This window comes from Hymenobacter profundi (assembly GCF_019334315.1).
Classification (GTDB): domain Bacteria; phylum Bacteroidota; class Bacteroidia; order Cytophagales; family Hymenobacteraceae; genus Hymenobacter; species Hymenobacter profundi.
Genome location: NZ_JAHWGL010000049.1, coordinates 1 through 12,075, shown reverse-complemented (window position 1 = coordinate 12,075; position 12,075 = coordinate 1). Strand labels below are relative to the sequence as shown.

Here is a 12,075-nt window from a genome sequence, read left to right as displayed (position 1 = left end):
AGCGCTAAATGTTCGGGGTAGCAGCACGTAACTTACTGAGCGGCGGCTTCTTCCTCCACGTAGGTAATTTCGGCGTCGCCCCACAACTCTTCCAGCGCGTAGAACTGGCGCCGGTCGCGCAGGAAAATGTGTACTACTACGTCTACGTAATCCAGCAGCACCCACTCACGGTTGGTACGGCCTTCCATTTGCCAGGGCTGCTGGCCAGTTACTTTCTCTACTTCCTCTTCTACGGAACGCGCCAGCGCGTCTAGTTGCGTGTCAGACGAAGCGGAGCAAATCACGAAATAATCAGCTACGGCATTCTTCAACTCTTGCAGGTTGAGCACGACGATGTCGACGCCTTTCTTGTCCTGCATGCCGCGCACTACAATATCTGCCAATATGTCCGAATCCTGCCGAACCGGGGTACTTTTCATCAAGGTATTATTAGGTTTGAACGTCACAACATACGAATAAAGACGTGGAGGAACTTGCCCCCCAAACGCTTTTCACGGGTCAACAGCTGCTTTGGCTGCCCGAATGCGCATCCACAAACACGGAAGCCCATAATCTTGTAGTCAAAAACAGCGCCACCGACGGCTGTACCATCATTACCGACAATCAGACCGCTGGCCGGGGACAACGCGGCAACCGCTGGGAGGCGGCGGCCGGCGAAAACCTGACGCTTTCGGTGGTCTGGCGCCCCACGTTTCTGGCCGCTACCGACCAGTTTCAGCTGAGCCGGGCCGTAGCCCTCGCCGTGCACGACTGGGCTGTTACCTTACTCGGGCCAGACCCAGCCCTACGCCTCAAGTGGCCGAACGATCTGTATTTCGGTACGCAAAAGCTGGGGGGGATACTGATTGAGAACACGCTCAGCGGCGCAAAGATTCAGCATAGTATTATAGGAATTGGCTTAAATATCAATCAACAGCATTTTGCAGTGCCTACTGCTACCTCAATGGCCTTGCTTACGGGTAGGCCACACGCGCGGCCCGCGCTGGCTGCCCGGCTCTTGGAAAGCCTGGAAGCACGCTACCTGCAACTACGCGCCGGGCACGTAGCACAACAACAGCAGGACTACCTGCATGTGCTGTATCGCTACCAGCAACCAGCCTTATATGAGGTGGCAGGACAAGCAGTAAGCGGCCGGATTGAAGGAGTCGACCCTACCGGTCGCCTATTGGTTCGCATCGACCACGAGCTGCGGGCGTTTGGGTTGCAGGAAATTGTCTATCGATAAAGTACTGTGTGCTTCTGCATAGAGTAGTAGACGTGGTAGGGTAGAAAATACTTTATTCTAGTCCAAAACTTGTGAAGCACTACCGCACATTTGAGGTGTTTATATCTGAATTGTCGATTATTTTAGGGAGTTCATCTAAAATTTAGATTTTATCTGTCATAATGCGCAACCTTTCGGCTACAATTAGCATCTAAGACAGTAACAAGCCTACTGAATAAGGCGTAACGCTGGTCTGGCGTGCTTGTTGTACTACCCATTCTAGTAAAATCCATCTTTTTCATTTCAACCGACAATTCCTACCCGTCGGTTTCAACCCTGCCCGATGCCATGAACACTTTTACACGACTTTTTTTGGTTGGCTTGTTTATGAGCGTGCGGCTAACGCTGCTGGCGATGCCCGTTACCGCGCAGTCGTCGGTGACGCCGCCTGCCACCACTACTAGCGCCAACGAAAGCGCCCGTTCCCTGACTTCTACCCTTAGCCTCTACCCCAACCCGGCTCGCGGCATGGTAATGGTTTCCATCACGCAGAAAGCTGGTCAGGAATACAAGTTGCGCCTGAGTAACATCTTAGGTCGTGAGGTACGCACGGTTGCGTTGCAGCCTGCTCCTGGTGAGTTTTCAATGCCTGTAAACCTGTCGGACCTACCCGCCGGCATGTATTTTTACAGTTTGCTAATGAACGAGAAAGTAGTGAGCACCAAGCGATTAGTTCTTCAAAACTAAGTTACTATCCTTTCTTTTATATATTTAAAAAGCAGTCGGCACCCCGACTGCTTTTTTTATGCCCTACACATTCTAAGGCTCTCTCCGAACGTTAGCCAACACACGGCCCGATTTATTGTCTATTTTTGGCGCTTCGCTACGCTGACTCCTTTAGCTTAACCTTTTTAGTGCTGTGGCGGATGGGGGTCACCTCCATCTTACTTTTACTTCTGTATGCGTTCGTATTCTCGATTGAATAATGTAGCCGGCTGGGCGGTGTTCAGCCTCTCGCTGCTGATGTACCTGCTCACCTTAGAGCCCACGGCCTCGTTCTGGGACTGCGGCGAGTTCATCGCCTGCTCCTACAAGCTGCTCGTGCCCCACCCCCCCGGCGCCCCTACCTTCCTGCTGCTGGGCCGCCTGGTCTCGCTGCTCAGCTTCGGCGACGTCACGAAAGTCGCGGTGCTCGTCAACGGCCTCTCGGCCCTGAGCAGCGCCTTCACCATCCTGTTTCTGTTCTGGTCCATCACGCTGCTGGCCAAAAAGCTCGTGCTGCGCCGCCCCGGCCTGCACGACGACCGCGGCCTGGAGCCTACCCTGGACCAGACGCTGCTCATCCTGGGCGCCGGGGCCGTGGGCGCCCTCTCGTTTGCCTTCTCCGACTCGTTCTGGTTCAACGCCGAGGAAGCCGAGGTCTACGCCATGTCGGCCTTGGGCACGGCCACGGTGGTGTGGCTGATGCTCAAGTGGGAAAACCGCGCCGACGAGGCCGATAGTGACAAGTGGCTGGTGCTGCTGGCCTACGTCATCGGCCTGAGCATCGGCGTGCACCTGCTGAACCTGCTGGCCATCCCCGCCCTGGGCTTTCTCTACTACTTCCGCCGCCAGCCAACCCCCACCTGGGCTGGGGGCATCGCTACCTTGGTTATCAGCTTTGTGCTGGTGGGCGCCATTCTGGTGGGCATCATTCCGGGCCTGCCCACGCTGGCGGGCAACTTCGAGGTATTCTTCATCAACAACCTGGGGCTGCCCTTCAACTCGGGCATCGTGCTGTTTATGTTGCTGCTGGTGGGGCTGATCTGGGTGGGTTTCCGCCAGAGCTTCGTGCGCCGCAGTCAGCTGCTGAACACGTTCATGCTCTGCTTCGTGTTCATTCTGATCGGCTACAGCTCCTACCTGATCGTGCCGATCCGCAGCTCCTACCACCCCACCATCAACGAAAACGACCCGGAGGACGTGCTCAGCTTCGTGAGCTACCTCAAGCGCGAGCAGTACGGCGACCGGCCCCTGCTCTACGGTCCACAGTTCAATGCGCAGGCAGTTAGCCAGCAGGATGGCGCCCCACGCTACGTGCGTCAGGGCGATAAGTACGTGGTGGCCGAGCACCGGCAGGAACTGATCTACCGCGACGAGGACAAGATGCTGCTGCCGCGCCTCTACAGCAACGACCCGCGCCATATTCAGGAATACCAGAAGTGGGTGGATCTACGCGAAGGCGTGAAGCCCACGATGGGCCAGAACCTGTCCTTCCTGTTCCGCTACCAGATGGGGCACATGTTCTGGCGCTACTTCCTGTGGAACTACGCCGGCCGCGAGAGCGACGTGCAGCAGGCCGGCACCTTGTGGCCCACCGAAACGAGCCAGGGCTTGCCCGAGCGCGTGGCCGAGAGCAAGGCTCGCAACCAGTTCTTCGCCATTCCGCTCATCTTAGGGTTGCTGGGCTTGTTCTACCAGGCCCGCCGCGACTCGAAGAACGCCTTGATCGTGGGCCTGCTGTTCGTCTTCACGGGTCTGGCCATCGTCGTGTACCTGAACCAGCCGCCCATTGAGCCTAGAGAGCGGGACTACACCTTCACGGGCGCGACCTATGCCTTTGCCATCTGGATCGGGTTGGGCGTGCTGGCCCTGGCCGACCTGCTGGGCAAAGTCATCAAAGCCGATACGGCCCGCGCCGGCGTGGTGACGCTGCTGGGGCTGCTGGCGCCGGGCCTGCTCGTGGCTCAGGGCTGGGACGACCACGACCGCTCGGGCCGCTACAACTCCGTGGACTCGGCCCGGAACCTGCTCAACAGCTGCGCGCCGAACGCCATTTTGTTCACCAACGGCGACAACGACACCTTCCCCCTGTGGTACGCCCAGGAGGTAGAGGGCGTCCGTACCGATGTGCGCGTGGCCGTACTCAGCTACCTGAACACGGACTGGTACATTGCCCAGATGAAGCGCCGCAGCTATCTGAGCCAGCCCCTACCCATCTCGCTGGATAGCTCGCGCTATGCGCAGGGTACCAACGACTACCTGCCGTACGCCGAGAACCCAAGCGTAGGGGAAGTCAACCTGAAAGATTTCATCCAGCTAGTAGGGCAAAACAGTGACTTGCTGAAGGTCAGCTACGGCGAGGGCGGGCCTACCCTACTGTCCTTCCCCTCGCCTACCTTCTACCTACCCGTAGACACGGCAGCTGTGCTGCAAAGCGGCATTATCCCCGCCGACCGCCGCAATCAGCTCGTGGGAAAAATGGAATTCACTGTCGGCAAGCGGGCTATTGAAAAGAAAAGTCTGGTGATTCTGGACATGCTCGCTACCAACAACTGGAAGCGGCCTATCTATTTCTCCAGCACCGTAGTGCCGTCGGATATGCTGGGCTTGCAGCCGTATTTCCAATTAGAGGGCATGGCTTACCGCATCCTACCCCTACGCGATCCTAACTATTCGCCGAAGAGCAATGATGATGGCTACGTAGAGAAAACGCTGATGTACAACAAGCTGATGAACCAGTTTCAGTACCGAGGCCTCGACAACGCTAGTATTTTCTACGACGAAAACAACCTGCGTTTCCCGGCCAACTACCGCGACAAGTTTGTGCGCCTCGCCAATGCCTACCTCGCCGATGGCGATACGGCTACCGCTAAGAAGGTAGTAGACAAATGCTTGGCAGTGATGCCCGATAAGGCGATTCCGTACGACTACTACACGCCGCAACTGGTGCCCGCGCTGGTAGCAGTAGGCGAGCGGCCCAAGGCCAACCAAATTATGGACGTTATGACCAGTCGGGCGGAGCGGAGCGTAGCGTATTACACCACGCACAACAGCGCCCTGTTTGATCAGGAAGTAAGCCAGGCCTTGATCACGCTGCAAAGCATCTACTTCGCGGCCCAGCAGGTAGGTGACCAGCAACGCGCTAGCAAAGCCATGCAAACCCTAGGGCCATATCTGCAAGGCGGCAGGTAGTATGCTGATTGCTTGACCAGTAAAAACGCAGACAGCCGGTTTCTCTTGCAGAAGCCGGCTGTCTGCGTTTTTACTGATTGTGCTAATACAGCAGAGGATGCCTTTACCGCCGCTTCTTACGTATCCAGTAGTTTATCGCCGTTATATAATCTGTTTAGTGTGAAGCTCTTTCTGCTTTGTCTGCTGAGTCTGCTACCAATTTGCACGCAGGCCGTTCTTCCACCGCGCCACGATTTCAGCGGCCAATACCGCCCTAACGCTCCACAGGCTGATACCCGACGCGAGGCGGACAGCCTGCGGCTATACGTCCGATTTCCGGGGAGGACGCTGCCTGCTGGTCAGTCGCTGTACGTAGCGGTGTGGGCCAGCTACGATGCCAAACAGCCTCTATGGCGGGACTCGGTGCGGCATTTGGCCCGGCAGCTGCGCCAGCGTCCCAACGGCACTTTGCTAGAAGTAAGCCTACCGGTGGCGCGTTTGCAGGCCAATCAGGTTATCAGCGTGCAGCCAGCTCCTACACCCTCCCCCGATGCCAGCAACGAGGCATGGCTGCTGCTCACTGCCAGTCGTTTAACGCGACCTTATGTACTGGTAGACTCGCTGGGCGACCCACTCCTGAGGCGCTACGTGCGCACAAGCGAAACATTCGGTTTAGCTTATTACGGGTTGGAGCGCCCGTTCAAGATCAAGCAATATGACGCAACATTTGCGGCGGCTCTTCCGCCCATGACCAATCCTGCATCAAAACCTACACAGCCCCGCACGCTCACTATCAGTGACACGGTGAATCTTCGGCCGGGCCAATTGGTACGACTAGCCCGACAAGGCATTTATGCCTTGCAAGGTGATGCACGGGAGCCAGCGCTAGGCCTGCTGGCCGAAAATAACGCGTATCCGGAAATAACTACCGCGCCAGAGTTGATCGAGCCGCTTATCTATCTCACTACTTCGGCTGAACGCAAGCAGCTCTACGCGGCCACCGATCCGAAACGGGCCACCGATTTATTCTGGCTGAACATTGCGGGCAATAATCAAAATACGGCTAGGCAGATGATTCGTACCTATTACGGTAGGGTAGCGGAAGCAAACCGCCTTTTTTCAGCGCATAAAGCCGGCTGGATGACTGACCGCGGGATGCTGTATCTGGTATTGGGGCCGCCAGATGCCGTGTATCGGGCGGGCACGGAAGAACGTTGGGTGTACCACGCGCCAGCAATTGCCAGCGGCACATATGTGTTCCGCGCCAAACCCAGTACCTTTGCTCCCGACAACTATGATTTGGTGCGCCGCCCTGAGTATGAAATGCTTTGGTACGCCGCCGTGGACCAATGGAGAAAAGGACTGACCGCCCAAGCCGCCCGGTAACCGAGCGCCGCACCTTCTACGACGAAAATAACCGTCCCGTACCCCGCCGCGACAACCGCGACGAACGCCCCCGTGAGCCCCGCGCCGATGGCGATAAGCCTCGCTACCCTCACCGTCCGGCTGCCGACCGTAGCATTGAGATGCTGTTTGGCTTGCGTCCTATTTTGGAGGCGCTAAACGCCGGTCGCACGCTGGAGAAAATCTTCTTGCTGCGCACTACCAAAAACAGCATCACGCAGGATATTTCGGCTTTGGCTAAGGCCGCAAATATTCCGGTGGCCATGGTGCCGCTGGAAAAGCTCGACGGCCTGACGCGCAAAAATCACCAGGGCGCCGTGGCCTTTGTTTCGCCTATTGACTATGCCCCGCTGGATAATATTGTGGCGCGGCTGTTTGAGGAAGGAAAAACCCCGCTGCTACTGATTCTAGACCGCATTACCGATGTGCGCAACTTCGGCTCCATCGCCCGCAATGCCGAGTGTATGGGTGCCCACGCCATTGTAGTGCCCAGCCGCGGCGCTGCCCAGATCAACGGCGATGCGCTCAAAACCTCGGCCGGTGCCCTCAACCTTATTCCGGTGTGCCGCGAGCCAAACCTAAAGGACACCATCCGTTTCCTTCACGATTCGGGCATTCAGGTAGTAGGCTGCACCGAAAAGGCCGAAGACAGCCTGGAAACAGGCGCCGTAGACCTCACCGGCCCCGTAGCTATTCTGATGGGTAGCGAAGAAGACGGCATCTCGCCCGAGTACCTGCGCCTCGCCGATCATACCATCCGTATTCCGATGGCTGGGCAAATCAGCTCCCTCAATGTGTCTGTTGCCAGCGGTATTATGTTATTTGAAGTGTTGCGGCAACGGTTGGCAGTTAAAAATTAAAGTAATGCCAAATAAAGAGCGGCCACCTGTAATGCACAGGTGGCCGCTCTTTATTTGTACAAGGTTGATTAATTATAGCCTACCCCTTTTTTCGATTTCACGTCAGCTACGAAGTCTTTCACACGCTGCTCCTCAGTGCGCTTGCAGATGAGTAGCACGTTGTCGTATTCAGCTACGATATAGCCATCCAGGCCCTGCACCACTACTAGGCGGTCGGAGGGAGTTTTGATGACACATTCGCAGGTATCATACAGAATCACGTCGCCGTCGATAACGTTGTTGCACTCGTCGCGCTTGCCAATGCGGTGCAGCGAATCCCAAGTGCCCAGGTCGCTCCAGCCAAAGTCGGCGGGTAGGACGTACACATTGTCTGCCTTTTCCATCACGCCATAGTCGATGCTGATGTTGCGGCAGCGAGAATATGCTTCCGAGATGAAGTCTTCTTCCTGAGCAGTACCCAACTGGGTAGCGCCCTCGTCAAACACTTCCGAAATATCACTCAGATATTGTCGGAAGGCGTGCAGAATAACATCAGCCCGCCATACAAATAAGCCAGAATTCCAGAGGAAATCACCGCTGCTTACAAACATCTGCGCTAGCTCCAGATTGGGCTTTTCGGTGAAGGTTTTCACCTTGAACAAGCCGCCGGGCAGGGAGTTTGCAGCATCGTCCATGTACTGGATGTAGCCATAGCCCGTGTCGGGGCGCGAGGGTTGAATACCCAGCGTAATCAGAACATCGTTAGAGCGGGCCGCGTCTACGGCTTGGCGAATGACGCGTCGAAACTCCTCCTCATTCACCACGGCATGGTCGGCGGGCGATACGATAATCGTTGCTTGGGGGTCGCGCTGGGCAATGCGGTAGCTGGCGTAGGCAATGCACGGGGCCGTATTCCGGCCAATTGGCTCGCCAAGGATCTGGTCGGAAGGCAACTGAGGCAAATGCTCCTGCACTAAGTCGTGATAGTCCCGGTTGGTTACCACAAATACGTTTTCAATTGGGCATATTTCAGCGAAACGGTCGATGGTGAGTTGCAGCATGGAGCGCCCGATGCCCATCACATCATGAAATTGCTTGGGGTGGTGCGTGCGGCTAAATGGCCAAAACCGGCTGCCAATGCCGCCGGCCATTACAACGAGGTAAGTATTCTGCGCCATATAATCTGATGCGGAGTGTCGTAGATAAGAAAAGTTCAAACGTAGAGGTGCAAATATCCTATTTTATTTATCAAGTACTACACAATACCAAATTAATTATACTTTAATAATGATAGAGCACAAAACATAGTTATACCAAACCCTCCCGTAGTAAATCGTGCAAATGGATAAATCCGCTGAACTGCTCTCTATTCAGGACTACCAGTTGCGTGATATTACGTTGTTGCATACGGTTGAGTGCTTCCACTGCAAAGTCCTCTACATCCACGGTTACCGGGTTGAGCGTCATAATATCCCGGGCACGAATAGCATCCAGATCATCAAAGTTGGTCAGCATCCGGCGCAAATCGCCGTCAGTGATAATACCTTGCAACTCGTCGGTAGCGGGGTGTAGTACGGCGGTTGCGCCCAAACGTTTGCCTGAAATTTCCAGAATAATTTCCTTGAGCGGCGCTTCTGTGCTCACGCGTGGCTTGGCGTTTTGCACGGAAATGTCGCCTACCTTCAGATACAACTTCTTGCCTAGCGTCCCCCCAGGGTGTAAGGTGGCAAAGTCTTGAGAGGTGAATTGCCTACCATCCAGCAGACACATGGCCAGCGCATCGCCAACGGCAAGCGCTACGGTAGTACTGGTGGTAGGTGCTAGGTTCAGCGGGCAGGCCTCGCGCTCTATGGGCGCGTGCAACACATAATCGGCCTGCTGGGCTAGATAGGAGTCGGCATTGCTTACTAGTGCCACCAATGGCACGCCCCGGCGCTTGAGTAGCGGCACCAGCACTTTTATCTCGGGTGTGTCGCCGCTTTTGCTGATGGCCACCACAAAATCCTGCGGCTGGATCATGCCTAGGTCGCCGTGAATGGCATCGGCGGCGTGCATGAATAAGGCAGGAGTACCCGTCGAATTTAGGGTAGCCACTATTTTGCTGGCAATGTGGGCACTCTTGCCAATACCCGTTACTACTACCCTACCGGGCGAGACAAGTATAGCGGCTACGCATTGTGCAAAATCGGGAGCCGTTGTCAGGCTATCGGCTACCCGGCGGATAGCTTCTGCTTCTTGCAACAGCACTTTTTTTGCAACGGAGTTGATATCGTTCTGCGCTTTCAATCTAAATTTGATATTACGTAACGGTTAAGAAGCCGCTGGCAGTAGTTGGAAATACATTTTCCTTTCGCTTCAGCATCTCCAACCGCTATTGCAAAATTCCTTAGATTGAGAGTTCAACCTAGTGTGAGGTGAGGCTCTCATCTACCATCCCCAAATCGAGAAGTGAGGAAGTCTATGCCAGCCGTTAAACAAATTCCTCTGCCGGAGGCTGATCTGAAAGGCAAGTTAAAGGAAGTTTTTGGGTACGGACAGTTCCGTGGCACCCAGGAAGCGGTTATCCAGAATGTCATTGAGGGTAAGAATACCTTTGTGATTATGCCTACCGGCGCGGGCAAAAGCCTGTGCTATCAGCTCCCCGCGCTGGTGTTACCGGGCACGGCTATTGTTATTTCGCCGCTTATCGCCCTGATGAAAAATCAGGTAGATCAGCTGAACGCGTTTGGCGTAAATGCAGCCTTTCTGAACTCGACGCTTTCTAAATCGGAAATGAACCGGGTGAAGAAGGATGTGATTACCGGTGACGTGCGCCTGCTGTACGTGGCGCCTGAGTCGCTGACCAAGGACGAAACCATTGAGTTCCTGAATAAAGCCACCATCTCCTTCGTGGCTATTGACGAGGCGCACTGCATCTCGGAATGGGGCCATGACTTCCGCCCCGAGTACCGCAAGATTCGCGGTATCATTGATAACCTGGGCGCCAATGTGCCCATTATTGCCCTCACGGCCACGGCCACGCCCAAGGTGCAGCTGGACATCCAGAAGAACCTGCAAATGGACGATGCTTCGGTGTTCAAGACCTCGTTCAACCGCACCAACCTCTATTACGAGGTGCGGCCCAAGCACAACACCAAAAAGCAGCTGATTCAGTACGTGAAGCAGCACAAGGGCAAAGCCGGCATTGTGTATTGCTTGAGCCGTAAGAAGGTAGAGGAAATTGCGGAGCTGCTGAAAGTGAACGACGTGAAGGCCCTACCCTACCACGCCGGCCTCGACCCACATGTGCGTATGGCCAACCAGGATGCTTTCCTGAACGAAGAAGCCGACGTGATTGTGGCGACCATTGCTTTCGGTATGGGCATCGATAAGCCCGATGTGCGTTTCGTGATTCACTACGACACGCCCAAGAGTATTGAGGGCTACTATCAGGAAACAGGCCGCGGCGGCCGCGACGGCCTGGAGGGCAACTGCCTGATGTTCTACAGCTACGATGATATCGTGAAGCTGGAGAAGTTCAATAAAGACAAGCCCGTAACGGAGCGCGACAATGGCAAACTGCTGCTCCAGGAAATGGCCAACTACGCCGACTCGGCCGTGTGCCGCCGCCGACAGTTGCTGCACTACTTCGGCGAGACGTTCGACAAAGACTGCGGCTTCTGCGACAACTGCCGCCACCCCAAAGAGCGTTTCGAAGCCAAGGACGAAATGCTGATGGCCTTGAAAGCCGTGGTGCAAACCAACGAGCGGTTTGGCCTCGACCACATCGGTACGGTACTGATGGGCATGAAAAACGCCCACATAGAGAGCTACGGCCACAATAAGCTGCCCGTGTATGGTCAGGGTAAAGACCACGATGCGCAGTTTTGGCACTCCTTGTTGCGGCAAGCGCTACTTAACGGCTTCTTACAGAAGGACATCGAGAGCTTTGGTGTTGTAAAAATTACAGCCAAAGGACTTGACTTTATCGAAAATCCTTACGCTATTAAGCTCACCAAAGACCACAACTACGAGGAAGAGGTGCAGCAGGAAGAAGAAAAAGAAGGGGAACAGCAGGCCGCCGGCCACGACGAGACGCTGTTTGACATGCTGAAAGCATTGCGGAAGAAGACTGCCCAGCAGAAAAACCTGCCGCCCTACGTGCTATTCCAGGACCCATCGTTGAAGGAGATGGCTACCACCTTCCCAACCAAGATGGACGACTTGGCCCACATTGGCGGGGTAGGCATGGGCAAAGCGCAGAAGTTTGGTGCGCCGTTCCTGGCCCTCATCAAGAAGTATGTAGAGGAAAACGATATTGAAACGGCTGCCGATGTGGTGGTGAAATCGGCCGTTAACAAGTCGAAAATCAAGATTTACATCATTCAGCAAATCGATAAAAAGATGGACCTGGAGGAAATTGCCGCCTCCAAGGGCCTCGATATGCGTGAGCTGATGGAGGAAATTGAGCACATCTGCTACTCCGGCACCAAGCTCAACCTCGACTACTATATTAATAATGTATTGGACGAGGAGCGTCAGGACGAGATTTACGACTACTTCATGCAGTCGAACACCGACAACATTGCCGTAGCACTCAAAGAACTCGGCACCGACGATTACACCGAGGAAGACCTACGCTTGATGCGGATTAAGTTCTTGAGTGAGGTAGCCAACTAAGCTCACGGATTCTTTCGGATTAGACGGATTGGTCGG

At 55.1% G+C, this 12,075-nt stretch carries 9 protein-coding genes; 6 read left to right on the top strand and 3 right to left on the bottom strand.

The annotated features are described in order from the left end of the window. Positions 1 to 32: 32 nt before the first annotated feature. Positions 33 to 419: a ribosome silencing factor gene (gene rsfS / locus KYK14_RS12415; RefSeq protein ID WP_185281213.1), complete on the bottom strand. Its 387-nt coding sequence runs from the start codon at positions 417 to 419 to the stop codon at positions 33 to 35. 44 nt (positions 420 to 463) lie between these two features. Between rsfS and KYK14_RS12410 the strand changes: the two genes are divergently transcribed. The 5 genes from KYK14_RS12410 (at position 464) to rlmB (ending at position 7,401) form a co-directional block, all read left to right on the top strand. Beyond that, the gene (locus tag KYK14_RS12410; RefSeq protein WP_219159184.1) at positions 464 to 1,225 is read left to right on the top strand and encodes a biotin--[acetyl-CoA-carboxylase] ligase; all 762 of its coding nucleotides are present in this window, start codon (positions 464 to 466) and stop codon (positions 1,223 to 1,225) included. Between the two features lie 327 nt (positions 1,226 to 1,552). Continuing rightward, positions 1,553 to 1,951, top strand: coding sequence for a T9SS type A sorting domain-containing protein (locus tag KYK14_RS12405; protein ID WP_219159182.1), 399 nt, complete (start codon positions 1,553 to 1,555; stop codon positions 1,949 to 1,951). Positions 1,952 to 2,164: 213 nt separating this feature from the next. After that, positions 2,165 to 5,158, top strand: coding sequence for a glycosyltransferase family 117 protein (locus tag KYK14_RS12400; protein ID WP_219159181.1), 2,994 nt, complete (start codon positions 2,165 to 2,167; stop codon positions 5,156 to 5,158). Positions 5,159 to 5,317: 159 nt separating this feature from the next. Further along, positions 5,318 to 6,523, top strand: coding sequence for a GWxTD domain-containing protein (locus KYK14_RS22480; protein ID WP_219159179.1), 1,206 nt, complete (start codon positions 5,318 to 5,320; stop codon positions 6,521 to 6,523). After that, on the top strand, positions 6,487 to 7,401 hold the full coding sequence (rlmB, locus tag KYK14_RS12390) for a 23S rRNA (guanosine(2251)-2'-O)-methyltransferase RlmB (RefSeq protein ID WP_219159177.1): 915 nt from the start codon (positions 6,487 to 6,489) through the stop codon (positions 7,399 to 7,401). Before KYK14_RS22480 ends, rlmB begins: the two co-directional genes overlap by 37 nt. 68 nt (positions 7,402 to 7,469) lie before the next feature. Here the strand turns inward: rlmB and KYK14_RS12385 are convergent, their stop codons facing one another. Next, positions 7,470 to 8,558 (bottom strand): mannose-1-phosphate guanylyltransferase, encoded by a 1,089-nt coding sequence (locus tag KYK14_RS12385; RefSeq protein ID WP_219159175.1) that lies wholly within the window; start codon positions 8,556 to 8,558, stop codon positions 7,470 to 7,472. 130 nt (positions 8,559 to 8,688) lie between these two features. Then, entirely contained in the window at positions 8,689 to 9,666 is a 978-nt protein-coding gene (locus KYK14_RS12380) for a KpsF/GutQ family sugar-phosphate isomerase (RefSeq protein WP_185281220.1), read from the bottom strand. A gap of 174 nt (positions 9,667 to 9,840) precedes the next feature. On the opposite strand from KYK14_RS12380, the gene recQ reads away from it, so the two are divergent. Beyond that, positions 9,841 to 12,039 carry a DNA helicase RecQ gene (gene recQ / locus KYK14_RS12375; protein WP_208309045.1) on the top strand — a complete coding sequence of 733 codons (2,199 nt, stop codon included), beginning with the start codon at positions 9,841 to 9,843 and terminating at the stop codon, positions 12,037 to 12,039. Positions 12,040 to 12,075 lie beyond the last annotated feature (36 nt).

Bases quoted from the DNA above. Each gene is read 5' to 3' on its own strand.
- rlmB (WP_219159177.1), top strand. From the start codon at position 6,487: ATGGAGAAAAGGACTGACCGCCCAAGCCGCCCGGTAACCGAGCGCCGC.
- recQ (WP_208309045.1), top strand. From the start codon at position 9,841: ATGCCAGCCGTTAAACAAATTCCTCTGCCGGAGGCTGATCTGAAAGGC.
- KYK14_RS12405 (WP_219159182.1), top strand. From the start codon at position 1,553: ATGAACACTTTTACACGACTTTTTTTGGTTGGCTTGTTTATGAGCGTG.
- KYK14_RS12400 (WP_219159181.1), top strand. From the start codon at position 2,165: ATGCGTTCGTATTCTCGATTGAATAATGTAGCCGGCTGGGCGGTGTTC.
- KYK14_RS12385 (WP_219159175.1), bottom strand. From the start codon at position 8,558: ATGGCGCAGAATACTTACCTCGTTGTAATGGCCGGCGGCATTGGCAGC.
- rsfS (WP_185281213.1), bottom strand. From the start codon at position 419: ATGAAAAGTACCCCGGTTCGGCAGGATTCGGACATATTGGCAGATATT.